19 protein-coding genes are annotated in these 25,366 nt (G+C 66.6%); 5 read left to right on the forward strand and 14 right to left on the reverse strand.

The genetic code is table 11. The features are described from left to right. Positions 1 to 226 precede the first annotated feature (226 nt). Positions 227 to 589, forward strand: a complete 363-nt coding sequence (gene dksA / locus VHP37_32845; GenBank protein HEX2831164.1) for an RNA polymerase-binding protein DksA — start codon at positions 227 to 229, stop codon at positions 587 to 589. Between the two features lie 132 nt (positions 590 to 721). Here the strand turns inward: dksA and pnp are convergent, their stop codons facing one another. From pnp to rimP, 7 genes are all read right to left on the reverse strand, one after another. Next, positions 722 to 2,869, reverse strand: coding sequence for a polyribonucleotide nucleotidyltransferase (gene pnp / locus VHP37_32850; GenBank protein HEX2831165.1), 2,148 nt, complete (start codon positions 2,867 to 2,869; stop codon positions 722 to 724). 175 nt (positions 2,870 to 3,044) lie between these two features. After that, positions 3,045 to 3,314, reverse strand: coding sequence for a 30S ribosomal protein S15 (gene rpsO, locus VHP37_32855; GenBank protein ID HEX2831166.1), 270 nt, complete (start codon positions 3,312 to 3,314; stop codon positions 3,045 to 3,047). Between the two features lie 78 nt (positions 3,315 to 3,392). After that, positions 3,393 to 4,292: a tRNA pseudouridine(55) synthase TruB gene (truB, locus tag VHP37_32860; GenBank protein ID HEX2831167.1), complete on the reverse strand. Its 900-nt coding sequence runs from the start codon at positions 4,290 to 4,292 to the stop codon at positions 3,393 to 3,395. After that, entirely contained in the window at positions 4,289 to 4,663 is a 375-nt protein-coding gene (gene rbfA / locus VHP37_32865) for a 30S ribosome-binding factor RbfA (GenBank protein ID HEX2831168.1), read from the reverse strand. The genes truB and rbfA overlap by 4 nt, the downstream gene beginning before the upstream one ends. Beyond that, positions 4,663 to 7,272, reverse strand: a complete 2,610-nt coding sequence (gene infB / locus VHP37_32870) for a translation initiation factor IF-2 (protein HEX2831169.1) — start codon at positions 7,270 to 7,272, stop codon at positions 4,663 to 4,665. Before infB ends, rbfA begins: the two co-directional genes overlap by 1 nt. Positions 7,273 to 7,338: 66 nt before the next feature. After that, positions 7,339 to 8,823: a transcription termination factor NusA gene (gene nusA / locus VHP37_32875; GenBank protein ID HEX2831170.1), complete on the reverse strand. Its 1,485-nt coding sequence runs from the start codon at positions 8,821 to 8,823 to the stop codon at positions 7,339 to 7,341. A 16-nt stretch (positions 8,824 to 8,839) separates the two neighbouring features. After that, positions 8,840 to 9,274, reverse strand: a complete 435-nt coding sequence (gene rimP / locus VHP37_32880) for a ribosome maturation factor RimP (protein HEX2831171.1) — start codon at positions 9,272 to 9,274, stop codon at positions 8,840 to 8,842. Between the two features lie 267 nt (positions 9,275 to 9,541). Here rimP and lexA point away from each other — a divergent pair, with 267 nt between their 5' ends. From lexA to VHP37_32900, 4 genes are read left to right on the forward strand one after another with little or no spacing between them, the layout of a single operon-like run. After that, on the forward strand, positions 9,542 to 10,144 hold the full coding sequence (gene lexA / locus VHP37_32885; GenBank protein ID HEX2831172.1) for a transcriptional repressor LexA: 603 nt from the start codon (positions 9,542 to 9,544) through the stop codon (positions 10,142 to 10,144). Next, on the forward strand, positions 10,145 to 10,837 hold the full coding sequence (imuA, locus tag VHP37_32890; protein HEX2831173.1) for a translesion DNA synthesis-associated protein ImuA: 693 nt from the start codon (positions 10,145 to 10,147) through the stop codon (positions 10,835 to 10,837). A 34-nt stretch (positions 10,838 to 10,871) separates the two neighbouring features. Then, on the forward strand, positions 10,872 to 12,320 hold the full coding sequence (locus tag VHP37_32895; GenBank protein HEX2831174.1) for a DNA polymerase Y family protein: 1,449 nt from the start codon (positions 10,872 to 10,874) through the stop codon (positions 12,318 to 12,320). Then, entirely contained in the window at positions 12,317 to 15,508 is a 3,192-nt protein-coding gene (locus tag VHP37_32900; GenBank protein HEX2831175.1) for an error-prone DNA polymerase, read from the forward strand. The genes VHP37_32895 and VHP37_32900 overlap by 4 nt, the downstream gene beginning before the upstream one ends. 167 nt (positions 15,509 to 15,675) lie before the next feature. Here VHP37_32900 and def read toward each other — a convergent pair whose 3' ends face one another. From def to smc, 7 genes are all read right to left on the reverse strand, one after another. After that, positions 15,676 to 16,209, reverse strand: coding sequence for a peptide deformylase (gene def / locus VHP37_32905; GenBank protein HEX2831176.1), 534 nt, complete (start codon positions 16,207 to 16,209; stop codon positions 15,676 to 15,678). Next, positions 16,199 to 16,945 (reverse strand): S-methyl-5'-thioinosine phosphorylase, encoded by a 747-nt coding sequence (locus VHP37_32910; GenBank protein ID HEX2831177.1) that lies wholly within the window; start codon positions 16,943 to 16,945, stop codon positions 16,199 to 16,201. The genes def and VHP37_32910 overlap by 11 nt, the downstream gene beginning before the upstream one ends. Positions 16,946 to 17,016: 71 nt before the next feature. After that, the gene (locus VHP37_32915; GenBank protein ID HEX2831178.1) at positions 17,017 to 17,568 is read right to left on the reverse strand and encodes a hypoxanthine-guanine phosphoribosyltransferase; all 552 of its coding nucleotides are present in this window, start codon (positions 17,566 to 17,568) and stop codon (positions 17,017 to 17,019) included. Next, positions 17,568 to 18,449 (reverse strand): UTP--glucose-1-phosphate uridylyltransferase GalU, encoded by an 882-nt coding sequence (galU, locus tag VHP37_32920; protein HEX2831179.1) that lies wholly within the window; start codon positions 18,447 to 18,449, stop codon positions 17,568 to 17,570. Before galU ends, VHP37_32915 begins: the two co-directional genes overlap by 1 nt. Positions 18,450 to 18,488: 39 nt before the next feature. Next, positions 18,489 to 20,573, reverse strand: coding sequence for an NAD-dependent DNA ligase LigA (ligA, locus tag VHP37_32925; GenBank protein ID HEX2831180.1), 2,085 nt, complete (start codon positions 20,571 to 20,573; stop codon positions 18,489 to 18,491). Then, the gene (locus tag VHP37_32930) at positions 20,570 to 21,688 is read right to left on the reverse strand and encodes a cell division protein ZipA C-terminal FtsZ-binding domain-containing protein (GenBank protein ID HEX2831181.1); all 1,119 of its coding nucleotides are present in this window, start codon (positions 21,686 to 21,688) and stop codon (positions 20,570 to 20,572) included. The genes ligA and VHP37_32930 overlap by 4 nt, the downstream gene beginning before the upstream one ends. A gap of 13 nt (positions 21,689 to 21,701) precedes the next feature. After that, complete coding sequence (smc, locus tag VHP37_32935) at positions 21,702 to 25,238, reverse strand: chromosome segregation protein SMC (protein ID HEX2831182.1); 3,537 nt, start codon at positions 25,236 to 25,238, stop codon at positions 21,702 to 21,704. Positions 25,239 to 25,366 lie beyond the last annotated feature (128 nt).

Consider the following 25,366-nt stretch of genomic DNA (forward strand, 5'->3'; position numbering starts at 1 on the left):
GCTTGAAACCTTGCGCGGGACGCCCTGCGAGAAGGCCCGTAATGATAATCGGCGCCCTCCTCACGGTCAATTGAAACCAATGTGCAAAAAGGCTGTCCGAGTTCGCTTGCTGCCCCAGTAGAATTCTGATATTAAAGCGCTCTTTTATTAACGAGACCCCTGTCCAATGCCCTCCGAACTCCATAAAGCCATACCCCCTTACAAGCCGAAGGGGAAAGAGGAATACATGAATGCGAGACAGCTCGCCTACTTCCGCAGCATGCTGGAAGAGATGAAGCGCGAGCTGTCGCAGGACATCGACCGCACCGTCCACACCATGCAGGACGAAGCGACGATCTTCGCCGACCCCAACGACCGCGCAAGCCAGGAAGCCGACATGTCCCTCGAGCTTCGCAACCGCGACCGCGAGCGCAAGCTGATCAAGAAGATCGACGAAACCATCCAGCACATCGACGCCGGCGAATACGGCTACTGCGAGTCGTGCGGAGTCGAGATCGGCCTGAAGCGACTCGAAGTGCGGCCGACCGCGACGCTGTGCATCGACTGCAAGACGCTCGACGAAATGAGGGAGCGGCAGGTCGCCAAGTAGGGCCGGGAGCCACGGAGGGCTCTCGCAACGGGTCTGAGAATAAAAAGAAAGGGGCAGCCGGCGGCTGCCCCTTTTGTTTTGGCTTGAGACCAAACCCGGGTCAGACCCCGATGAAACCGGGGTCAGACCCGCTTACTGCACCGGCTGCGGCTGGGGCTGCTGTTGCTGCTGGCCCTGCTGCTCGCCGCTCGCCGCCGCTTCCTGCGCCGCGGCCTTCATCGACAGCCGCAGGCGGCCTTTCTCGTCGGCCTCGAGCACTTTCACGCGCACCTGCTGGCCTTCCTTGAGATGGTCGGAGACGGCGTTGACGCGCTCGTTGGCGATCTGCGAGATGTGAAGCAGCCCGTCGCGTCCCGGCAGCACGCTGACGATCGCGCCGAAGTCGAGGAGCTTGAGCACCGTGCCTTCGTAGATCTTGCCCACTTCGACGTCCGCGGTGAGCTCTTCGATGCGGCGCTTGGCCGCCTCGCCGCCTTCCGCCGAGACGCACGCGATGGTGACCGAGCCGTCGTCCTGGATGTCGATCGTGGTGCCGGTCTCCTCGGTGATCGCGCGGATGACCGCCCCGCCCTTGCCGATGACGTCGCGGATCTTCTGCGGGTTGATCTTCATGGTGATCATGCGCGGCGCGAACGCGGAGAGCTCCGAGCGCGGGTGATCGACCGCCGCTTTCATCTTCTCGAGGATGTGCATGCGGCCTTCCTTCGCCTGCGTGAGCGCCGCGTGCATGATCTCTTTGGTGATGCCCTGGATCTTGATGTCCATCTGCAGGGCGGTCACGCCCTTCTCGGTGCCCGCGACCTTGAAGTCCATGTCGCCGAGGTGGTCCTCGTCGCCGAGGATGTCGGTCAGCACCGCGAAACGGTTGCCTTCCTTGATGAGACCCATCGCGATGCCCGCGACGTGCCCCTTGAGCGGCACGCCCGCGTCCATCAGCGCGAGGCAGCCGCCGCACACCGAAGCCATCGAGGACGAGCCGTTCGATTCGGTGATCTCGGAGACCACGCGCAGCGAGTAGGCGAACTCTTCGGGCGTGGGCAGCACCGCCAGCAGCGCGCGCTTGGCGAGCCGGCCGTGGCCGATCTCGCGGCGCTTCGGCGAGCCGACGCGGCCGGTTTCGCCGGTGGAATACGGCGGGAAGTTGTAGTGGAGCATGAAGCGATCGCGATACTCGCCCTGGAGCGCGTCGATGATCTGCTCGTCGCGTGAGGTGCCGAGCGTCGCGCTGACGATCGCCTGGGTCTCGCCGCGCGTGAAGAGCGCGGTGCCGTGGGCGCGCGGCAGCACGCCGGTGCGGATGGTGATCGGGCGCACGGTGCGCGTGTCGCGACCGTCGATGCGCGGCTCGCCGTCGAGGATCTGGTTACGGACGATCTTCGCTTCGAGGTTGCTGAACTCCGCTCCGATCGCGGTGAGCTGCTGCGGCGTCGCGTCCGCGCCCAGCTCGGTGACGATGCGGCTGCGGATCTCGTCGACACGGCGGGTGCGATCCTGCTTGCCGCGGAGCGTGTAGGCTTCGCGGAGCTCGTTCTCGCAGCTCTGCGCCATGCGCGCGATCATGGTTTCGTCCTTGGCGGGCGCGGTCCATTCCCACGCGTTCTTGCCGCCTTCTTCGGCGAGCTGGTGGATGAGCTCGATGACCGCCTGCATCTGCTCGTGGCCGAACACCACCGAGCCGAGCATCACGTCTTCCGGAAGCTCGTGCGCTTCCGACTCCACCATCAGCACCGCGGCCTGAGTGCCGGCGACGACGAGGTCGAGCTGCGAGGTCTGGAGCTCGGTCTTGGTCGGGTTGAGGATGTACTGTCCGTTGGCGTAGCCGACGCGCGCCGCGCCGATCGGGCCGTCGAACGGGATGCCGGCGACCGCGAGCGCGGCGGAGGCGCCCACCATCGCGGGAATGTCCGAATCGACTTCGGGATTCATCGACATCACGGTCGCGACGATCTGCACTTCGTTGTAGAAGCCTTCGGGGAACAGCGGGCGGATCGGGCGATCGATGAGGCGCGAGGTGAGGATCTCTTTCTCGGAAGGGCGTCCTTCGCGCTTGAAGAAGCCGCCGGGAATCTTGCCCGCGGCGTAGGTGCGCTCCTGATAGTCGACCGTCAGGGGGAACCAGTCCTGTCCGGGCTTGGGATCGCGCGCGCCGACGACGGTCACCAGCACCACCGTGTCGTCGTAATTGACCAGCACCGCGCCGCTGGCCTGTCGCGCGATCTCTCCGGTTTCGAGCGTGAGCTGTCGCCCACCCCAGTTCATCGTCTTGGTTATCCGAGTCATCGTGTCCTTATCACAAACAAAAAAGACCGCGCATCAGGCGGTCTTGGGTTGTAGGGTTCGAGCGGCGGTGAAGGCCGGGAGGACAATGCGCTGCGGCCGCGAAGCGCGGCCGGCGTTATTTGCGCGAAAGTCGATGCGCGGTGCGAGCCCGCCGGCCATAGCCACAGGGTTGCGCTTACTTGCGCAGTCCGAGCCGTTCGATCAGCGCTCTGTACTTGTCCGCGTTCGTCCGCTTGAGGTAATCCAGCATCTTGCGGCGGCGGCTCACCATGCGAAGCAATCCGCGGCGCGAGTGATGGTCCTTGACGTGAGTCTTGAAGTGCTCCGTCAGATCGGTGATACGCGCAGTCAAGAGCGCGATCTGGACCTCGGGGGAGCCAGTGTCGCCCTGTGCCCGCTGGTAGTCCTTCACCAGTTGGGCTTTCTGCGTAACGTTTACGGCCATTGAAATTCTCCGGTCTGTGTCTTCGGCTGCTGAAAAGTCGGCTATTTTACTCTGTAAGTGTCGGTCGGCTCAACAGATTTAGCTCGTTGCAAGGAGTCGCCGCGGCGCCAGCACCCCGGTCGTGGAGAGCTCGCACACGCCCAGAAACGCGCCGGCCGGCCCGTACGCGCGGACCAGGCCTGCGCCCGCCGCGAGGCCGCTCACGCTCTGCCCCAGACCGAGGCGGCGCGCCTGCCCGGCGTCCAGCGCCACCGCCGGCAGCTCGCGCACGAGCGTATCGGCCGGCAGCAGCGCGCCGGCGCGTTCGTCCGGCGGGACCGCCTCGAGCGCTTCCAGCGTCGTCGCGGCCTCGACCGAAAACGGCCCGACCGCGGTGCGGCGCAGGGCTGCAAGCGTCGCGCCGCAGCCGAGCGTCTCCCCGATGTCTTCCGCCAGCACGCGGATGTAGGTGCCCTTGCTGCACCAGACGCGGATGCGGGCGGTGTCGCCGGCAAAACTGTCCAGCTCGAGCGCGTGAATCGTGATCCGCCGCGGCTCGCGCACGATTTCGGTGCCTGCTCGGGCGTATTCGTAGAGCGGCTTGCCCTGGTGCTTCAGTGCGCTGTACATCGGCGGGACCTGGACGATCTCGCCCCGAAACCGTGCCAGCGCATTCAGGAGCCGCGGCTCGTCGAGGTCGACGGGTTTCGTCGAAACGACGTCCCCTTCGAGGTCCCCGGTCGTCGTCGTCACGCCGAACCGCACGTCGGCGACGTACGCCTTGTCGGCGTCGAGCAGCGAGTGCGCGAACTTGGTCGCCTCGCCGAAAGCGAGCGGCAGGAGCCCGGTCGCCATCGGATCGAGCGTCCCGGTGTGGCCGGCTTTGGCCGCGCCGAACAGGCGCTTGGCGCGGCTGACCGCACCCTGCGAGGTGATGCCGGGCGGCTTGTCGAGGAGGAGAACGCCGTCGAGCTTGCGCCGCTCCTTCTTGGCGCTCACTTAGTCCTAGGCTTGGGATCGCTCGCGACCGCCTCGTCGATGAGGCGCGAGAGCTTCATGCCGCGCTCGACCGAGGCGTCGTACTTGAAGTCGAGCGTGGGCACGGTGCGAAGCTGCATGCGTTGCGCGAGCTGAGTGCGCAGGAACCCGGCCGCGCGTTTCAGGCCCTGCGTCGTCTCGTCGACCTTGCTCGCGTCGCCGAGGATCGTGAAGAAGACCTTGGCGTGCGACTGGTCCTGGCTCACCTCGACGTCGGTGATCGTGATGAAGCCGCTCACGCGCGGGTCCTTGAGCCCGGTGCGGATCACCTCCGCGAGCTCGCGCTGGATCTGCTCGGCGATGCGCCGGGTGCGCGGATAGTCTTTCGGCATTACAGCGTGCGCGCGACCTCCACGACCTCGTACACCTCGAGCTGGTCGCCGACCTTCAGGTCGTTGTAGCCCTTCAACCCCAGGCCGCACTCGAAGCCCGCCTTGACCTCGCGCACGTCGTCCTTGAAGCGCTTGAGCGAATCGAGCTCGCCGTCGTGGATGACCACGTTCTCGCGCAGCAGGCGGATCTTCGCCCCGCGCTTGATGAGGCCTTCGGTGACGTAGCAGCCGGCCACCGTGCCGACCTTGGAGATCTTGAACACCTGGCGGATCTCGACGAGGCCGAGCGTGTTCTCCTTGCGCTCCGGCGCGAGCATGCCGGACAGCGCCGCTTTCACCTCATCCACCGCTTCGTAGATGATGTTGTAGTAGCGGATGTCCACACCGGCCGACTCGGCGAGCTTCCTCGCCGCGGCGTCGGCGCGCGTGTTGAAGCCGATCACCACCGCCTTCGACGCGAGCGCGAGGTTGATGTCGGACTCGGTGATACCGCCCACGGCCGAGTGAACGATGTTCACTTTCACCTCGTCGGTCGAGAGCTTGCCGAGCGCGTGGGCGAGACCTTCGTACGAGCCCTGCACGTCCGCCTTGATGATCAGCGTCAGCGTGCGCTTCTCGCCTTCGCCCATCTGCTCGAACATGTTCTCGAGCTTCGCCGATTGCTGCTTGGCGAGCTTGACGTCGCGATACTTGCCCTGGCGGAAGAGCGCGATCTCGCGCGCCTTGCGCTCGTCGCCGAGCGCGATCACTTCCGCGCCCGCCGCGGGCACGTCGGAGAGACCGAGCACCTCGACCGGGATCGAAGGACCGCCCGAGTCGATGGTCTTGCCGTTCTCGTCGAGCAGCGCGCGCACGCGGCCGAACACCGCGCCCGCCAGCAGCACGTCGCCGCGCTTGAGCGTGCCCGACTGAACGAGCACGGTCGCGACCGGGCCGCGTCCCTTGTCGAGGCGCGATTCGATGACGATCCCTTTCGCGAACGCTTCCTTCGGCGCCTGGAGCTCCAGCACTTCGGCCTGGAGCAGCACGCGCTCGAGCAGGTTGTCGATGCCCTGTCCGGTCTTCGCCGAGACCTGGACGAACTGGGTGTCGCCGCCCCACTCTTCGGGAACGACTTCGCGCGACGCGAGCTCCTGCATGACGCGCTCGGGGTTCGCTTCGGGCTTGTCGATCTTGTTCAGCGCGACCACGATCGGCACGTTGCCGGCCTTGGCGTGGGCGATCGCTTCCTCGGTCTGCGGCATCACGCCGTCGTCGGCGGCCACCACCAGGATGACCATGTCGGTCACTTTCGCGCCGCGCGCACGCATCGCGGTGAACGCTTCGTGGCCCGGCGTATCGAGGAAGGTGATCATGCCGCGCGGCGTGTTCACGTGGTACGCGCCGATGTGCTGCGTGATACCGCCTGCTTCACCGCTCGCCACTTTAGTGGTGCGAATGAAGTCGAGCAGCGAAGTCTTGCCGTGGTCGACGTGACCCATGACGGTCACGACCGGCGCGCGCGGCTCGAGCTTGAGCTCGCCGTGTGCGACGTTCTCTTCGGCAAGGAAAGCATCGGGATCGTCGAGCTTGGCGCGGACCGCCTTGTGGCCCATCTCCTCGACGACGATCATCGCGGTGTCCTGGTCGAGGACCTGGTTGATCGTGACCATGCTGCCGAGCTTCATCATCTGCTTGATGACCTCGGCCGCCTTGACGCTCATCTTGTGGGCGAGGTCGGCGACGGTGATCGTCTCGGGAACGACGATGTCCTTGGTGATCGGCTCGGTCGGCGCGGCAAACCCGTGGGCCTGATCGCCGTCCTCGTGCGCACCGTGACGTCCGCCGCCGCGGCGTGCGCGCCAGCCCGACTGCCCGCCGGAATCGCCGCGCGTCTTGATCTGGCGGCGCTTGGCCGCCTCGTCGCGCCAGACCACCTGCTTGGCGGGCTTGGCGACTTTCTTCTTGTCCTTGTCGGCGGGCTTGGCGGTCGGCTTGTGCAGCGTGCCTTCGACCTTCGCTTCGGGCTGGGCGCCGGGCGCTGCAGCAACCGCCGTCGCGGCGGGCGCGGCTTCCGGCGCGGCCGGCGCGGCTTCGGGCGCGGGCGCAGCGGTCTTCGCTTCCGCCGCCGCCTTCGCCGCTTCTTCGGCGGCCTGCGCTTCGGCTATGGCTTCCTGCTTGCGGCGCTCGGCCTCGGCCTTGCGCTCGATGTCCGCCGCCTGGCGCGCGGCGAGCTCGGCGTGCTGCTTCGCTTCTGCTTCGCGCTTGGCGACCTGCTCGGCGTCGAGCACGACTTTGGGCTGTTCGACCGGCGCCTCGGGCTCGACCGCGTCGCGTTTGACGAGCACGCGCTTCTTGCGGACTTCGACCTGGATCGTCCGCGACTTGCCGGTGCTGTCGGACTTCTTGATCTCGGTCGTCTGCTTGCGCGTGAGCGTGATCTTCTGCTTCGACTCCTTCGCGCCGTGCTTCTGGCGCATGTAGTCGAGGAGCTGGGTCTTGTCTTTCTCGGTGAGCGCAGTGTCGGCGGTCAGCGCGCGAGCGACGCCCGCAGCCTGAAGCTGCTCGATCAGCAGCGCGGGCGGCAGCCCGAGCTCTTTAGCGAATTCCGTTACGTTGATTTGCGCCATCTAGTCTGTATGTACCCCGATATCTCTATTCGTCTATGTAGCGCCGCCAGGGCGCGTCGTAGCCCTTTACGCGTTGTTTTCCGCGAACCACGGCGCGCGCGCCGACATGATCAGCGTCTTTGCACGATCGGCGTCGAGGCCGGTCAGCTCCACGAGATCGTCGGTGCCGAAATCGGCGAGGTCTTCCTGCGTGCCGACGCCCTTCGAGGCAAGCAGTCGCGCGGTATCGTTGTCCATGCCTTCGACCTTCATCAGGTCCTCGATGTCGTGCTCGACTTTTTCTTCCGAGGCGATCGCCTGCGTGAGCAGGGCGTTGCGCGCGCGGCTGCGCAACTCGTTCACGGTCGCCTCGTCGAACGCCTCGATCTCGAGCATCTCGTTGAGCGGCACGTAAGCCACCTCCTCGAGCGTGGAGAAGCCTTCTTCCACCAGGATGCCCGCGACTTCCTCGTCGACGTCGAGCTTGTCCATGAAGATCGAGCGGATGCGGGTCGTCTCTTCCTCGCTCTTCTTCTCCGACTCCTCGAGCGTCATGATGTTGAGCTCCCAGCCGGTGAGCTCGGCGGCGAGACGCACGTTCTGGCCGTTACGGCCGATCGCCTGCGCGAGGTTCTCTTCCTCGACGACGATATCCATGCTGTGCTTCTCTTCGTCGACGGTGATGCGGCTCACTTCGGCCGGCGCCAGCGCGTTGATCACGAACTGCGCCGGGTCCTGGTTCCACAGCACGATGTCCACGCGCTCGCCGGCGAGTTCCGACGTCACCGCCTGCACGCGCGAGCCGCGCATGCCGACGCAGGTGCCGATCGGGTCGATGCGCGCGTCCTTCGAGTGCACGGCGATCTTCGCGCGCGAGCCCGGGTCGCGGGCGGCGGCCTTGATCTCGAGCAGGCCGTCTTCCAGCTCCGGCACTTCGAGCTCGAAGAGCTTCACGATGAAATCGGGCTGGGTGCGCGACAGGATCAACTGCGGACCGCGCGCCTGACGGTCGATCTTCCAGATCAGCGCGCGCACGCGGTCTCCGACGCGCAGGTTCTCCTTGGGGATCATCTGGTCGCGCGGCAGCACCGATTCCAGGCGGCCGGATTCGATCAGCGCGTTGCCGCGCTCCATGCGCTTGATGACGCCGGTGACCAGCGACTCCTTGCGCGCGAGAAAGTCGTTGAGGATCTGCTCGCGCTCGGCGTCGCGGATCTTCTGCAGGATGACCTGCTTGGCGGTCTGCGCGCCGATGCGGCCGACCTCGAAGCCTTCGAGCGGCTGCTCGATGTATTCGCCCATCTGGGCGTCGGCTTTTTCCTCGAGCGCTTCGCGCAGCATGTACTGGCGCGACGGCACCTCGAACTCTTCGTCCGGAACGATGAGCCAGCGGCGGAAGAACGAGAAATCACCGCTCACGCGGTCGACGTGGGCGCGGATGTCGACATCTTCGGTGAAGCGCTTCTTGGAAGCCGACGCGAGCGCGAGCTCCAGCGCACCGAAAACGGTGTCTTTCTCGACGTTTTTCTCGCGGGCCAGCGCATCCACGAGTAACAATATTTCCCGGCTCATCACGGCTCCTAAGTTCTCAAATTGCAGGCACCAGGCGCGCCTTGTCGAGGTTCGCGAGATCGAGCTCGACGACCTTCCCGTCCACTTCGATCTCGACCTTCCCGGCGTGCGTCTCCCGCAACACCCCTACGAAATTCCTTTGCCCTTCGACCGGCACGCGCACCTTGATGCGCGCCTTCTGGCCGGCGAAACGCACGAAATCCTGTTCCTTTTTCAACGCACGGTCGAGACCCGGCGAGGAGATCTCGAGCCGGTCGTAATCGATGTCCTCGACCGCGAAAAGGCGGCTCAGATGATTGCTGACGGCCGCGCAGTCATCGACGTTGATGCCTTCGGGCTTGTCGATGAAGACGCGCAAGAGCTTGCCCTTGCCCGAGCGCTCGAAATCGACGAGCTCGTAGCCCATGCCATGGAGCGTCGATTCCAGTAGTCGAGCAAGGTCCGTCGCCATCAGTGCAAATTTTTCCGCGCTACAAACAAAAAATGGGCTCACAGCCCATCGTTTCCACAGAGCATTGAAGTGTAACAGGAAAATCGATAGGAGAGAAGAGATAGGAGAGAGGAGAACGGTATCGCGAGCCCCTGCAATGGCCGCTGTTGCCGCACTGCGGGCGGCGTGCGCGCCCTTGACTCTCCCATCTCCTCCCTCCTTTTTCCTCTCCGGCGCTTGCGAAGCACCCCAACCTGTATATACTTACAGGAAAAGGAGCCCGCCCCCATGGACACGCTGACCCCACGCCAGGCCCAGATCCTCAAGCTGATCGAGGAATACACCGAGCAGTCGGGCTATCCGCCCACGCGCAGCGAGATCTGCGAGGCCATGGGCTTCAAGTCGCCCAATGCCGCCGAGGAGCACCTCCGGGCGCTCGCGCGCAAAGGCGTGATCGACATGATCCCCGGCGCCTCCCGCGGCATCCGGCTCAAGCACGAGCCCGGGCTGCCGGTCATCGGCCGCGTCGCCGCCGGCTCGCCCATCCTCGCGGCCGAGCACATCGAAGGCCGTTACCAGCTCGATTCGTCGCTGTTCAACCCCTCGGCCGATTACCTGCTCAAGGTCCGGGGCTTAAGCATGCGCGACGCCGGCATCCTCGACGGCGACCTGCTGGCCGTGCACAAGACCATCGATTTCCGCTCCGGCCAGATCGTCGTCGCCCGCATCGAAGACGAGGTCACGGTCAAGCGCATCCGCCGCAACCGCTCGTTCGTCGAGCTCATTCCCGAGAACCCCGATTTCGAGACCCGCGTCGTCGATCCGCGGCGCGACCATCTCACGATCGAAGGCATCGCGGTCGGCGTCATCCGCAACGGCCGGAGCCTGTAAATGGGATCACTGGACGCAGTTCTCAACCACCCTGCCGTCTGGCGCGGCAGCGAATGCGCGCGCGTCGCGCCCGGTGTCTCGACCGGTTTCGCCGAGCTCGACGCCCACCTCCCCGGCAGCGGCTGGCCGATCGGCGCGATCACCGAGATCTATGCGGAACGTCCCGGCGTCGGCGAAGTGAAGCTCACGGTGCCCGCGGCCGCGAAGCTCACGCAGGCCGGACGCTGGGTGACGGTCATCGCGCCGCCGCACGTGCCGTACGCGCCGGCGCTCGCCGAGCACGGCGTCGCGCTCGAGCGCCTGCTGCTGATCAAACCCGGCGCGGCCGAGGACAATCTCTGGGCGGGCGAGCAGGCTTTGCGCGCGTCGTGCTGCGGCGCCGTGCTGCTGTGGCAGGACCACGTCCACGAGCGCGCGCTGCGCAGGCTTCAGCTCGCCGCGGAGGCCGCGTCGACTTCGCTCATCCTCTTTCGCTCGGCGCGCGTCGCGCCCGCCTCGCCTGCCGCGCTGCGGCTGCACGTCTCGCGTGCCGAAGGCCGCACCGTCGTGCGCATATTGAAGCGCCGCGGCGGCGGGCTGCCGCCGCCGGTCGTGCTCGACCTGCACGCTTTTACCGGCCGGCCGCTGTCGAGGCTGAAGCGCCCGCTGCCGCCGCGCGTCGTGCGGCAGCCGCTGCAAGCCGCGCTGGCCTGATCGATCGTCGTCACGCCGCTTCGGAACGTGAGCGATGCTGTGGCTCGCGCTGCACTTCCCTTCCCTGCCCCTGCAGGTCTACACGCGCGCCATACGTAACGCCGGCGGCGCCGCGCCGCTCGCGGTCGTCGGCACGCAGGGCTCGCAGTCGTTCATCGTCGGCTGCAATGACGCGGCGAGAAGACGCGGCGTAAAAGCCGGGATGCCGCCCGCCGCGGCGTCCGCGCTCGCGTGCGATCTTCGGCTCGTGCCGCGAGACTTCGCCGCCGAAGAAACCACGCTCGAGCGCATCGCTGCGTGGGCGATCCAGTTCACGCCCGCGGTGCACATCGCACCGCCGTGCACGTTGCTGCTCGAGATCGCGGGGTCGCTGACGCTGTTCGGCGGATTGAAAGCGCTGTGGAACATCGCTGCCGAGGGCTTGCGCGCCCTCGGGTACACCGCGCGCATCGCGTGCGCGCCCACGCCGCTCGCGGCGCAGTGGTTCGCACGCGCGGGCCTCCCGGTGCATCTGCGTCATGCCGACGCACTGCGTGTGAGCCTGCCCAGTCTTCCCGTCGACGCGATGGACCTCGCAGCGGATGCGCTCGCGCTCTTACAGAACGTCGGGGCGAAGACCGTCGGTGACGTCATCGCGCTGCCGCGCGACGGCATCGCGCGCCGGCTCGGCCAGCGCGTGCTCGACGATCTCGACCGCGCATACGGCGCATTGCCCGACCCGCGCACGTACCACACGCCGCCTTCGGTCTTCAAGGCCGAGCAGCCGCTGCCTGCGCCCGCGCACGACGCGGGCATGCTGCTCTTCGCGGCGCGGCGCATGCTCGTCGAGCTGTGCGGCTATCTCACCGCGACTGCGAGCGGCGCGCAGCGGCTCACGTTTTCTTTCGAGCACCACAAGCGCGAGCCGACGCGCGTCACGCTCTCGCTGGTCGCGGCGACGCGCGACGCCGAGCACCTGACGAACGTGCTGCGCGAGCGCCTCGAGCGCACCGAGCTCGCCGCGCCCGCGACCGCGATTCAGCTTTCGAGCGAGATCCTGCTGCCGCTCGCCTCGAGCAATCTCTCGCTCATTCCCGACGCCGGACAGAACGAGGAAGCCGCCGCACACCTCATCGAGAAGCTTCGCGCACGCCTCGGCGACGACGCGGTGCTGGGACTCACGCGCCACGCCGACCACCGGCCCGAACGCGCGTGGCGCTATACCGAACCCGGCAGCCGCGACGCCAAGCTCGGCGACATCCGTTCGCGGCCGCTGTGGCTGCTCGCGCAACCTCGGCCTTTGAGCGAGATCGACAATGCGCCGTGCTACGAAGGCCGGCTCTCGCTCCTCGCGGGCCCCGAGCGCATCGAATCGGGGTGGTGGGACGGTAACGACGTCATGCGCGATTACTTCGTCGCGGCGAATCCTGTCGAAGCGATGCTGTGGATCTATCGCGAGCACGGCAAAGCCGGCCGCTGGTTCCTCCATGGTTTTTTTGCGTGAACGATTCGCAAGCCGGCTCGCTCCCAGCCTACGCGGAGCTGCACTGCCTCACCAACTTCTCGTTCCTGCGGGGTGCCTCGAGCGCCGAGGAGCTCGTCGCCCGCGCGCACGCGCTGGACTACAGAGCGCTTGCGATCACCGATGAGTGCTCGGTGGCAGGCGTAGTGCGTGCGCATGTCGCGGTGAAAGAGCTCACGGCAAAGAAGCTCCCGACGAACGAGTCGAAGAAACACAAGCTGAAGCTGATCGTCGGCACCGAGATCACGCTCACGAACAACCTGAAGCTGGTTTTGCTCGCGACCGATCGCAAAGGCTACGGCAGGATGTGTGCGCTGATCACCCTCGCGCGTACGCGCACACCCAAAGGGCAATATCGCCTCGAACCCGAAGATCTGGACGACGGTATCCCGGGATGTCTCGCGCTGCTCGTACCCGGCGCCGAGCCGAGCATCGATCATGCGAGGTTCGTCGCCCACCGCTTCGCCGGGCGTGCGTGGATCGCTGCCGAGCTCTGCTATGGATCGAACGACGGAGCGCGGCTGCGCAGCCTGCGCGAGCTCGGTAAACAGAGCGGCCTTGCGGTCGTCGCAGCCGGCGACGTCCATATGCACGTGCGCTCCCGGCGCCCGCTGCAGGACGTCCTGACGGCGATCCGGCTCGGTGTAACCGTCGATAAAGCCGGCGAAGCGCTGCATCCGAATGCCGAACGCCACTTGCGGCGCTTGTCGCATATCGCCAAGAAATATCCCGAAGACGATCTCCTGGCAGAAACGATTCGTATTGCGGAGCGCTGCCGGTTCGATCTCGGCGAGCTCAAATACGAATATCCCGCCGAGCTGGTTCCCGAAGGGCATACCGCATCGAGCTATCTGCGAGAGCTCACCGAAGCGGGTCTGCAGCATCGCTTTCCGGACGGTCCTACACCGGAGATCAAGGCGCTCGTCGAGCGCGAGCTCGCGCTGATCGAGGATCTCAAGTACGAGCATTTCTTTCTGACCGTGCACGACATCGCGCGCGAGGCGAGAGCCCGGAACATCCTGTATCAGGGCCGTGGATCCGCTGCGAATTCTGCGGTGTGTTACTGCCTGCGCATCACCGCGATCGATCCGGCGAGACAGCACGGCCTCTTCGAGCGCTTTCTTTCCCGCGAGCGTGACGAACCACCCGACATCGACGTCGACTTCGAGCACCAGCGGCGCGAAGAGATCATCCAGTACGTCTACGACAAGTACGGACGCCATCGCGCAGCGATCGCGGCGACCGTGATCTGCTACAGGCCGCGCAGCGCGTTACGCGACGTCGGGAAGGCGCTCGGCCTCGACACGGCACAGATCGCCGCGCTGACGCGGTCGATGGCATGGTGGGATAACCGCAGTGCGATTCCGATGCGGTTGCGCGAGGCGGGCTTCGATCCCGACAGCCTCGTCGTGCAGCATCTGGTAGAGCTGGTGACCACGCTCATCGGATTTCCGCGCCATCTGTCGCAGCACGTCGGCGGCTTCGTGATCTCGCGCGGACCGCTCGCGGAGCTCGTGCCGGTCGAGAACGCGGCAATGGCCGAGCGCAGCGTGATCCAGTGGGACAAGGACGACCTCGAAGCGCTCGGCTTATTGAAGGTCGACGTGCTCGCGCTCGGCATGCTGTCGGTGATCCGCCGCGCGCTCGAATTCATCGCGCCCGATCGCCCTCCGGCCGACACGATGCCCGAGATCGTCGATCGCGCCGACGATCCGAAGGTCTTCGAGATGATCCGGCACGCCGACACGATCGGCGTGTTCCAGATCGAATCGCGCGCCCAGATGTCGATGCTGCCGCGGCTCAAGCCCGTGGAGTTCTACGACCTCGTGATCGAGATCGCGATCGTGCGGCCCGGCCCGATACAGGGCGGCATGGTGCATCCGTACCTCAAGAGGAAGCAGGGCCTGGAGCCGGTGACCTATCCGTCCGAAGCGGTGAAGAAAGTGCTCGAGCGCACGCTCGGCGTGCCGATCTTCCAGGAGCAGGTGATGCAGCTCGCGATGGTCGCCGCCGGCTTCACGGCGGGAGAAGCCGATCAGCTTCGGCGTGCGATGGCGGCATGGAAGCGCAAAGGCGGCCTGGAGCCCTTCGAGCAGAAGCTGCGCACCGGCATGACCGAAAGGGGCTACAGCGAAGAGTTCGCGGCAAACATCTTTCGCCAGATCTGCGGCTTCGGCGAATACGGCTTCCCCGAATCGCACTCGGCGAGCTTCGCGCTGCTCGCGTACGTCTCGGCGTGGATCAAGTATTACGAGCCCGCAGCTTTCCTCGCCGCGCTGCTCAACAGCCAGCCGATGGGTTTCTACTCGCCTTCGGTGCTGGTGCAGGACGCGCAGCGCCACGGCGTCGAAGTGCGGGCGGTCGATGTCACTCAAAGCGATTTCGACTGCGCGCTCGAAAAAGGAAAGGAGGTCTCGGAGGAAAACCCTGGTTTTCCTCCGAGGCGTTCACCGGGTGCGCGACCATCCGCAGTCCGATTAGGACTGCGGATGGTCAAAGGGCTTCGCGCCGAAGGCGCGAAGCGCATCGAAGCCGCTCGAGGGGAACGGCCGTTCAGCGACGTGCAGGACCTCGCCCGCCGCGCCGCGCTCAATCGCCGCGACCTCGCCAACCTCGCCCAGGCCGGCGCGCTGCAGCGCCTCGCGGGCCACCGGCGCAACGCGCACTGGCTGGTCGCGGGCGCCGGTGCGATGCCCGAGCTGCTGGCGAATGCGCCGGTGCAGGAGACGCTGCCTTTCCTCGAAGCGCCGAAGGAAGCCGAGGAGATCGTCGCCGATTACCGCAGCCTCGGTCTCACGCTCGGCCGCCATCCGCTCGCGCTGCTGCGCAAGCGATTCACACGCATGCGGCTGTCGACCGCGAAGGAATTAAGAGCGATGAAGAACGGCAAGCCCGTTCGCACCGCCGGCATCGTCACGTGCCGCCAGCGGCCGGGCACTGCGCAGGGCGTTGTCTTCGTGACGATCGAGGACGAGACCGGCTACACCAACGTCGTGGTGTGGAACGACCTCGTGGAAAGACAGAGGAAAGAGCTCTTGAGCTCGCGCCTGCTCGGCGTCGAAGGCTACATGCAGATCGAAGGCGAGGTGGTGCACCTCGTGGCGCGCAGGCTGGTGGATCACAGCGCGCTGCTGGGGCGCCTCCTCACCGAGTCTCGGGATTTTCACTGAAGCAAGGCAAAAGCATATACCGCGAAGGACGCAAAGGACGCGAAGGAAAACCAAATCAAAAAACGGAATCACAAACGACGCATATCCAACGAATGCGCTATTGCGAGGAGTTCGCTCCCGAATCGCCTTCCTTTGCGTCCTTTGCGTCCTTTGCGGTTAAAACGCCCTTAGTCGTCCCGGATGTCCTGCCCCGGGAAGAGCTCCTCGGTGAAGCCGAAGTTGCGCAGGTCCTGTATGCGCATCGGATAGAGCACGCCCATCAGGTGATCGACCTCGTGCTGCACCACGCGCGCATGGAAGTCGCTCACGGTGCGGTCGATCGGCTGGCCGAACGGGTCGAAGCCCCGGTAGCGCAGGCGCTTGTGGCGCGGCACCAGGCCGCGCATGCCGGGCACCGAGAGACAGCCTTCCCACCCCTCTTCCATCTCGTCGTCGACCGCTTCGAGCTGCGGGTTGACGAGGACGGTGTACGGCACGACCTCGGCGTCGGGATAGCGCGGATTCTGTTCCACGCCGAAGATGACGACCTGCAGCCCCACGCCGATCTGCGGCGCGGCGAGGCCCGCACCGTTGAGCGCCTTCATCGTGTCCTGCATGTCTTCGATGAGCGCGTGGAGCTCGGGCGTGTCGTACGCCTCCACGCTCTTCGAGACTTCGAAGAGCCGCGGGTCGCCCATGCGCAACACCGGCTTAATCGCCATCGAGCGTCACCAGCGAATCGAGAATCTTGTGCACCCGCGACAGCGCCTCGCGCGAGACCGCGTTGATGTCGGCCATGCGTATGCCCTCGGCGCTGTCTTCGCGCCCTGCGGCGTAGTTCACCACCACCGCGATCGCGGCATAGCAGAGGCCGAGCTCGCGCGCGAGCGCCGCTTCGGGCATCCCTGTCATTCCGACCATGTCCGCGCCGTCGCGTTCCAGGCGGTTGATCTCGGCCGCGGACTCGAGGCGCGGGCCCTGGGTCGCGGCATACGTGCCGCCCTGCAAGATCGACTCACCCGCCTCTGCGGCGGCGCGCGCGAGCCGCTCGCGCAGAGGCTCGCAATACGGGTGCGTGAAATCGACGTGCACCACGCTGCGGTCGTTGCCTTCGAAATAGGTGTGGCAGCGCCCGTGGGTGTAATCGACGATCTGGTCCGGAATCGCCAGGACCCCGGGTCCCATGTCGCGCCGTATGCCGCCGACCGAGGCGACCGCGACGACGTACTTCACCTTCGCCTGCGCGAGCGCCCACATGTTCGCGCGATAGTTGACCTTGTGCGGCGGAATGGTATGGCCGTAGCCGTGGCGCGCGAGGAAAGCGACTTCCTGGCCGCGGATGGTCCCGTAGGTGATCGCGCCCGACGGATCGCCGTACGGCGTCCGGACGATCTCCCTTCTGACGACTTCCAGATTCGCGAGCTGCGTGAGTCCGCTGCCGCCGATGATCGCAAGCATATTCAGTGAAACGTGAGTGAAAAGTGAAAAGTGCTCATCGTGGTTTGCATCTACGTTTCACGTTTCACATTTCACGTTTCACGCATGGCGTAGATCGCCGGGAGATTGCGCCACGCGCTGTAGACGTCCATGCCGAAGCCGAAGACGTAGCGGTTGGGCACGGTGAGGCCCACGAAGTCAGCCGCGATCGGCTTGGCGCGGCCGGTGTCCTTCTGGCAGAAGACCGCACTGAAAAATTCCTTCACGCCGGCCTCGAGCAGGTTCTTGCGGATCGCCGCGAGCGTATGGCCTTCGTCGAGGATGTCGTCGAGCACGAGCACCGTGCGGCCTTCGACCGCCGTGCCGGGGCTCACCTTCCACGTGATCTCGCCGCCGGTGGTCTTGCCGCCGTAGCGCGTCACGTCGAGGTAATCGAAGTGCAGCGGGAAGCGCAGCTGCGGCAGGAGCTGGCCGGCGAAGATGACGCTGCCGCGCATCACGCCGAGCACGAGCGGCTCGCTCTTCGAGAGGAGCGACGTGATCTCGCGCGCCATGCGCGCGACTTCGGCCGCGACGCACTCGGCCGAGCAGATCTCGTCTGCGCTCTCGAGGATCTTCCAGGCTTCTTCGGAGGTCGCTTTCACTAGTCGGGAATGGTACAGCCCATCGACTTCAAATAGGTGCGGAACTCCGATCCGATCTCGGGATGCTTCACCGCGAAGGAGAGGTTCGCCTTGAGGTAATCGAGCTTGCTGCCGCAATCGTAGCGCACGCCCTCGAACTCGTAGGCGAACACGTCCTCGTCGGCGAGCAGCGCCTGGATCGCGTCGGTGAGCTGGATCTCGCCGCCCGTGCCTGGGGTCTGGTGAGTCAGGTGGTGGAAGATGCGCGGCGTGAGGATGTAGCGGCCCACGACGCCGAGCGTCGAAGGCGCCTTGGCGGGCTCGGGCTTTTCCACGATCCCCTGGATGCGGTGCGGCGACTTCGACTCGCCGTCGGTGCGCACGATCCCGTAACGCTTGGTTTCCTCGCGCCCGACGTTCTGCACCGCGAGGATGGAGCGTCCGACGCGGCCGTAGAGCGAGGCCATCTGGGAGAGCACCGGCGTCTGCGCGTCGATCAGGTCGTCCGCGAGCACCACCGCGAAAGGCTCGTCGCCGACGACCGGATAGGCGCACAGCACCGCGTGACCGAGCCCCAGCGCCTGCGGCTGGCGCACGTACACGCAGCTGACGTTCTTCGGGATGATGTCCTGCACCGCGCGCAACAGGTCTTCCTTGCCGCGCGCCGAGAGCTCGGTCTCGAGCTCGGTCGCCTTGTCGAAGTGGTCCTCGATCGCGCGCTTGCCCCGGCCGGTGATGAAGATCATCTCGGTCATGCCCGCGGCGACGGCTTCCTCCACGGCATACTGGATGAGCGGCTTGTCGACGACCGGCATCATCTCCTTGGCGCTCGCCTTGGTCGCCGGCAGGAAGCGCGTGCCCATGCCCGCGACCGGAAATACCGCTTTGGTAACTTTGTTCATCGGAGGCTCTTGGTCAGTAATCGCTGTTGAGGCGCGAAATCACGAGGCGAGCAAGTTTAGCAAGTCCTGTTCCTCCAGCACCGTGACGCCGAGCGCTTGCGCCTTGTCGAGCTTGCTGCCGGCTTCGGCGCCCGCCACGACGTAATCGGTCTTCTTCGAGACGCTGCCGGTCACGCGTCCGCCTTCGGCCTGTATGCGTTCGGTAGCTTCCTCGCGCGTGAGCGTAGGCAGCGTGCCGGTGAGCACGAAGGTCTTGCCGGTGAGCTTGCCGATGCGCTTGGTCTCGACCGGCACCGGAGGAGGCGCGACGCCCGCGTCGAGCAGCGCGCCGATCACTTCACGGTTGTGCGCCTGCCCGAGGAAGTTCGCGACGCTTTGCATGATCTCGGGCCCGACGCCGGGCAGGATCGCATCGAGCAGCGGCTCGCCCTTGTTGCGACGGCGCGTGTTCTCCTTCTGCACCGTGTCTTTTTCGCTGATCAGCACCGGCCAGTCCGCCGCGAGCAGCGCCTCGATCGAGCCGAAGTGCTGCGCGAGGATCTTCGCGACTTCCTCGCCGACGTGATGCATGCCGAGCGCGTAGACGAAGCGCGCCAGCGTGCGCGATTTGCTGCCTTCGATGGCGGCGACGACGTTGGCTGCGGACTTCTCGCCCATGCGCTCGAGCCCCGCCAGCGTCTCGGCGTCGAGCTTGTAGAGGTCGGCGGGCGTGTGCACGAGCCCGCTTTCGACGAGCTGGTCGACGAGCTTCTCGCCCAGGCCTTCGATGTCCATCGCGCGGCGCGACGCGAAGTGGATCACCGCCTGCTTGCGCTGCGCGCCGCAGAACAGTCCGCCGGTGCAGCGGAAGACCGCTTCGCTCTCGATGCGCTCGACCTTCGAGCCGCAGATCGGACAGGTCTGCGGCATGTCCCACTGTGCAAGCTCGCCCTCGCGCTTGTCGAAGACGACGCGCGCGACCTCGGGAATGACGTCGCCCGCGCGCCTCACGACGACGGTGTCGCCGACCCGCACGTCTTTCGCGCGGATCTGGTCGAGGTTGTGCAGCGTCGCGTTGCTCACGGTCACGCCGCCGACGAACACCGGCTCGAGCTTGGCGACCGGCGTCAGCGCGCCGGTGCGCCCCACCTGCACGTCGATCGCGAGCACCGTGCTGGTCGCCTCCTCCGCGGGGTACTTGTGGGCGAGCGCGAAGCGCGGGGCGCGCGCCACGAAGCCCAGGCGCTCCTGCGCCGCCAGCGCATTCACCTTGTAGACGACGCCGTCGATGTCGAAAGGCAGCCCGGCGCGCTTCTCGCCGATCTTCGAGTAATACGACATCAGCCCCTGTACGCCGCGCACCACTTCGCGCTCCGCGGCGACGCGGAAGCGGTTCTTCGCGAGATAGTCGAGCATGTCGCTGTGACGGGCGAACGCCGGCGTGCCTTCGACGGCGCCGAGGCCGTAAGCGTAGAACGTGAGCCGGCGCTGCGCGGTGATGCGCGGGTCGAGCTGGCGCAGCGATCCCGCCGCAGAGTTGCGCGCGTTGACGTACTCGCGCTCAGCCTTAGCGCGCTGCGCGGCGTTCAACGCGTCGAAGTCGCGCTTCCACATCAGCACCTCGCCGCGCACTTCGAGGCGCTTCGGCGGCTTGGCACCGCCGAGCCTGAGCGGGATGGATTTGATCGTGCGCAGGTTCGCCGTGACGTCCTCGCCGACATAGCCGTCGCCGCGCGTCGCACCCTGCACGAAAAGACCGTCCTCGTAGGTGAGGCTGATCGCGAGCCCGTCGAACTTGGGCTCGGTCGCGTATTCGATCTCGTCCTGGCTCAAGCCTTCGCGCACGCGGCGGTCGAACGCGACGACTTCTTCCTCGGAGAACGCGTTGCCGAGCGAGAGCATCGGCACGCGATGGGTCACCTGCCCGAACTCCACGTTAGGCAGCGTGCCGACGCGCTGCGTCGGCGAATCCGCGGTGACGAGGTCGGGATGCTCCGCTTCCAGCGCCTGGAGCTCGCGAAACAACGCGTCGTAGTCGGCATCCGGGAGTTCCGGCGCGTCGAGCGAGTAGTACAGGTAGTTGTTTCGCTCGATCTCTTCGCGCAACGCCGCGATGCGAGCGCGCGCGCCGCGCGCGGCGCTCATGAGAACAGCCGGAGCGCGCGCTCGCTGCCCGGGGCCATGCCCCGTTCCGCCATCTTCGCGTGGATCGACTTCAACTGCTGCTGGATCGCGCGCACCGCGTTGTCCGAGAGCGGCACCCGATTGTCGTCGACGAGCGTGCCGCCGAGGCCCTCGGCGAGCGCCCTGCCGACCGTGACCATGACATCCAGCGCGGCGTAGCCGTCGGCGACGCGAGGCACGTCGAGCAGCAGCGTGACCCCGCTGGTCGAGAGATGCTTGATCTGCTCCGGCAGGAACGGCGCGGGCTCGTGGTTATCGAGCGTAAAGAGCGTGTTGCGCGCGGCGTCGCGGTAATGGAACACGCCGTCGGGCTCGAGCTTGAAGCCGACGCCTTCGGCGAGGCTGCGGATGCGCGTGCCCGCGATCGTCTCGCCCGCCGGCGGCAGCACGTTGACGCCGATCGCGACGTCGACGTCGGCGCAGTACGCATCCAGGTCTTTCGCCGCGATCACCGCGGTGTGCACGTCGGGACAGTGCGCCGAAGCGGAGAAGCGCGCGGCGCATTCGCGCACCGCGTCGCAGATCGTCGTCAGCGCCGCGCTGTCGACGATGCCCTTGCGCGAGACGAGCTGGGTCGCGACGCGCAGATGGGCGTAACGGCCGCCGGACAGGCGGCCCGCTTCCTCCCACGCGTTGAGGTCTTCGTTGTAGCCGACGACCCGGAATCGCTTGCCGGCCGTGGCCGCGCGGGTGTGCAGCTCGGCGAGGCCGGCCGCGCTGATCGGCTCGCCGGCGTCGATGGCGCACACGTAGTCGATCGTGGCATCGAAACCCGGCACCTCGGGCAGGGCCTGCACCGCCTCGATGCGCGCGGCATTCGCCGGCATGGGCGCGGCCGGTTCGGGCGCGACGTATTCCTCGGGCTCTTCGGCCGCTGCGGCCGTCTTGAGCTGCGGCTCGACGCGCGGCGCGGGCTCGCGCCGGACGTCGTCGCGCAGCAGCACGTCCTCGGGCTTGTCGCCGAACGAGTCTTCCAGCCTACGCCGCAGGCGCCACTGCTGGAACCAGTTGAATGCAGTCACGCCGCCGACCACGACCGCGCCGATGATCAGCAGGCTTACCTGCAAATCGCTCATACCGTTTTTCTTTCTATGCCGCCGCCTCTTCGGTGAGCTTCATCGCTTCCTCGATGTCGACCGCGACCACGCGCGAGACACCGGGCTCCTGCATGGTGATGCCGAGCAGCTGGTTCGCCATCTCCATCGTGATCTTGTTGTGGCTGATGAAGAGGAACTGGGAGGTCGCGGACATCTTGGCAACGAGGTCCACGTAACGCTGCGTGTTGTAGTCGTCGAGCGGCGCATCGACCTCGTCCAGCAGGCAGAACGGCGCCGGGTTGAGCTGGAAGATCGAGAACACCAGCGAGAGCGCGGTCAGCGCCTTCTCCCCGCCCGAGAGCAGATGGATCGAGCTGTTCTTCTTGCCCGGCGGCTGAGCGATCACCTGCACGCCGCCGTCGAGGATCTCCTCGCCGGTCAGCACCAGCTTCGCGTTGCCGCCGCCGAAGAGCGCGGGGAACATCTTGCTGAAATGCTCGTTGACGTCGTCGAAGGTCTGCTGGAGGCGTTCGCGCGTCTCGCGGTCGATGCGCCTGATCGCGTCCTCGAGCGTCGTCAGCGCCTCGGTGAGGTCGGCCGACTGAGCGTCGAGATACTGTTTGCGCTCGGTCGAAGTCTGCAGCTCTTCGAGCGCGGCGAGGTTGACCGCGCCGAGCGCCTTGATCTCCTCGTTGAGCCGCGCGATCTCTTCGATCAGCGCGCGGGAGCGCGTGCCTTTCTCGAGCGCGTTGGTGAGCTCTTCCTCGTTCGCGCCGGCTTCGGCGAGCTGCTGCGCGTATTGCTCCTCGGTGAGCCGCGCTTCCTGTTCCTTCAGCCGCACGTCGTTGATGCGGTCGCGCAAAGGTCCCAGGCGTTGCTCGGCGGAGAGCCGCTCCTGCTCGAGATCTTTCACCTGCGTCTCGAACCCTTCGAGCGCGTCGCGCGCCTGCGCCAACGCCTGCTCGCGCTCGCCGCGGGTGAGCAGCGAAGACTGGAGCTGCTCCTGCCACTGCGTCTCGTCGAGCGTCGCGAGCGCCTCTTCTTCCCGCGCGATGGTCTCCGCGAGCTGGCCGGTCTGCGCGGTCAGCGCGCCGATCTGATTCTCGATCTCGGTGACCCTGGCCTGCGCGCTGCGTGCTTGGTACTGCGCTTCCTGGTGCGCGGCCTGCGCGCGCTGGAGCTCTTCGCGCTGGAGCCTCAGCACCGATTCGGCGCGCTGGTAGAGATCGAGCGCGGCCTCGAGCTCCTCGCGGGCGTGCGCGCCCTGCGCTTCGAGCTCGGCGCTGTGCGCGGCGGCTTCTTCGCGCGCGGCGGTCTCGTTCTCGATCTGCTCGGTGATCTCGGCGAGCTCCTCGGCGATCTGCTCCGCGCGCTGCATGAGGCGCTGCGCTTCGGCATTCATGCGCACCGCTTCCATCTGCATCGCGTGGTGCCGCGACTGCGCCTCGGTCGCGCTTTCGCGAAGCTCGGCGACCTCGGAACGGTGCTGCTCGATCGCGCCTTCGGCGATTCCGACGTCGTCCTGCGCGGCGCTCTGCGCCTCGCGCTCCCGATCGAGCTCGCGCTCGAGGTCTTCGATCTCGCGCTGGCGCGACAGCACGCCGTGCAGCTCCGAATCCGGGGCGTGGAAGCTCACGCTGTGGCGCGTATAGACGTGCCCTTCGCGGGTCACGAGCACCGCACCCGCGGGCAGGCGGCTCCGCAGCGCGAGCGTGCCTTCCGCGTCGAGGTCCTGCTCGGGCACGTAGACTTCGTGCAGCCACTCGCGCACCACCGCTTCGAGCTTCGGATCGCGGCAGGTGACGTACCGTGCGAGCGGCGCGAGGCCCGAGGGATCGATGCTGCCGCGGACCTCATCGGCTGCGCTGCCTTCGATCACGGTCATCTTGCCCGGCGGCGTGTCGCTGCTCCATTCGACGGCGCGGCCGACGCTCTCGAGGACGATGCCGTTCAGGCGCTCGCGCAGGACCGATTCGAGCGCGTCTTCCCAGCCCGGCTCGATCGCGATGCCCTGCCACAGGCGCGGCGCCGAATCGAGCTGCCGCGACTCGAGCCAGCCCTGAAGCTCGGCGCCGCGCGCGATGCGGTCCTGCAATTGACGCAGCGCCTGCACGCGCGCCTCCACGCCGGTGAGCCGCTGGCTCGCGGCGTCCAGCGCTTCGGTGCGGCTGCGCAGCTCCGCTTCGAGCGAAGGCAGCTCGGCTTCCTTGTCGGCGAGCTGCGCGCGCAATGACTGCAGCGATTCTTCGAGCTCGCGCGCTTCCTCGGCGATTCTTTCGAGCGCCGCTTCGTCCGCCGCGGGCAGCGCGGCCTGCTCTTCGCGCAGGCGCTGCTCGCGGCTGGTGAGCTGGTCGAGGACCCGGGCGGCGTGGTCGAGCTTGGTGCGCTCGACGTGCAGCGCCTGCTCGGCCTGCGCGACGGCGCGCTGCAGCTCCTCGCGGCGCAGATTGCTCGCGCGATACGCTTCCTCGGCGAGCGGCAGCTTGTCGCGCTCAGCCGTCAGCGTCTCTTCGGCGGCGGCGGCGCGCTCTTCGGTCTCCGCGCTCTGCCCGCGCCAGTCTTCGAGGTTGGCCTGCGCGGCGGCGAGCTGACCTTCCGCGGCGGCGAGCTGCGAGCGCAGCGTGCCGACCTGGTGCTCGACACGCGCGCGGTTCTCGCGCACGTGCTCGATCTCGCGCTCGAGCCTCGCGACCTCGGCGTTCGATTCGTACAGCGCGCCCTGCGCGGCGTGCATGGTGTCGCTCGCCTTGTAGTGCTCGTCGCGCAGCGTCTCCAGGCGGTTCTCGGCTTCGCGCAGCCTGGCGGTCTCGGCTTCGAGCTCGACGCCGAGGCGCTCGATCTCGCGGCCGTGGCGCGCGCGCGCCGAGGCGGCTTCGTTGCGCTTGGTGAGCCACATCAGGCCCTGGGTGGTGGAGAGCTCGGCCTGCAGCTCGTGGTATTTCCTGGCGACCTCCGCCTGCTCGGCGAGGTGCACGAGCTGTTTGTCCAGCTCCTGGCGGATGTCCTCGACGCGGGAGAGGTTCTCCCGCGTGTCTTTCAACCTGAGCTCGGTCTCGCGGCGGCGCTCGCGGTACTTGGACACGCCCGCGGCCTCTTCGAGGAAGACGCGCAGCTCCTCGGGCTTGGCCTCGATGACGCGCGAGATCATGCCCTGCTCGATGATGGCGTAGGCGCGCGCGCCCAGGCCGGTGCCGAGGAAGATGTCGGCGATGTCCCGCCGGCGCACGTGCTGGTTGTTGATGTAGTACGACGAATCGCCGTCGCGCTGCAGCACGCGCTTGATCGACACTTCGGCGTACTGCGACCACTGCCCCGCGGCCTTGCCAAGGCTGTTGTCGAACACGAGCTCGACGCTGCAGCGGTTCACCGGCTTCCTCTGGCCCGAGCCGTTGAAGAGCACGTCCTGCATGGTCTCGCCGCGCAGGTGCTTGGCGGACGTCTCGCCGAGCACCCAGCGCACCGCGTCGATGATGTTCGACTTGCCGCAGCCGTTGGGGCCGACGATGCCGACGAGCTGGCCGGGCGTGGGAATCTTGGTGGGGTCGACGAACGACTTGAAGCCGGCGAGATTGATCTGCGTGAGTCGCACGGGAGGCGCTTATAATTGGTGCTGGAATTAGCGCAGCATTCTAACTGATTTGGCGCGCGGCTCATCCGCGTTTCAGCCTTGACTTCTCGCGAGCGAGCGCGATTTTTTCGCGCCGCGGAGCGTGTTTC

The sequence above is a fragment of the Burkholderiales bacterium genome, assembly GCA_036262035.1.
Classification (GTDB): Bacteria; Pseudomonadota; Gammaproteobacteria; order Burkholderiales; family SG8-41; genus JAQGMV01.

Bases quoted from the DNA above. Each gene is read 5' to 3' on its own strand.
- pnp (HEX2831165.1), bottom strand. From the start codon at position 2,869: ATGACTCGGATAACCAAGACGATGAACTGGGGTGGGCGACAGCTCACG.
- def (HEX2831176.1), bottom strand. From the start codon at position 16,209: ATGGCGATTAAGCCGGTGTTGCGCATGGGCGACCCGCGGCTCTTCGAA.
- imuA (HEX2831173.1), top strand. From the start codon at position 10,145: ATGGGATCACTGGACGCAGTTCTCAACCACCCTGCCGTCTGGCGCGGC.
- dksA (HEX2831164.1), top strand. From the start codon at position 227: ATGAATGCGAGACAGCTCGCCTACTTCCGCAGCATGCTGGAAGAGATG.
- rbfA (HEX2831168.1), bottom strand. From the start codon at position 4,663: ATGCCGAAAGACTATCCGCGCACCCGGCGCATCGCCGAGCAGATCCAG.
- rpsO (HEX2831166.1), bottom strand. From the start codon at position 3,314: ATGGCCGTAAACGTTACGCAGAAAGCCCAACTGGTGAAGGACTACCAG.
- infB (HEX2831169.1), bottom strand. From the start codon at position 7,272: ATGGCGCAAATCAACGTAACGGAATTCGCTAAAGAGCTCGGGCTGCCG.
- galU (HEX2831179.1), bottom strand. From the start codon at position 18,449: ATGAACAAAGTTACCAAAGCGGTATTTCCGGTCGCGGGCATGGGCACG.
- rimP (HEX2831171.1), bottom strand. From the start codon at position 9,274: ATGGCGACGGACCTTGCTCGACTACTGGAATCGACGCTCCATGGCATG.
- ligA (HEX2831180.1), bottom strand. From the start codon at position 20,573: ATGAGCGCCGCGCGCGGCGCGCGCGCTCGCATCGCGGCGTTGCGCGAA.
- nusA (HEX2831170.1), bottom strand. From the start codon at position 8,823: ATGAGCCGGGAAATATTGTTACTCGTGGATGCGCTGGCCCGCGAGAAA.
- VHP37_32910 (HEX2831177.1), bottom strand. From the start codon at position 16,945: ATGCTTGCGATCATCGGCGGCAGCGGACTCACGCAGCTCGCGAATCTG.
- VHP37_32895 (HEX2831174.1), top strand. From the start codon at position 10,872: ATGCTGTGGCTCGCGCTGCACTTCCCTTCCCTGCCCCTGCAGGTCTAC.
- VHP37_32930 (HEX2831181.1), bottom strand. From the start codon at position 21,688: ATGAGCGATTTGCAGGTAAGCCTGCTGATCATCGGCGCGGTCGTGGTC.
- lexA (HEX2831172.1), top strand. From the start codon at position 9,542: ATGGACACGCTGACCCCACGCCAGGCCCAGATCCTCAAGCTGATCGAG.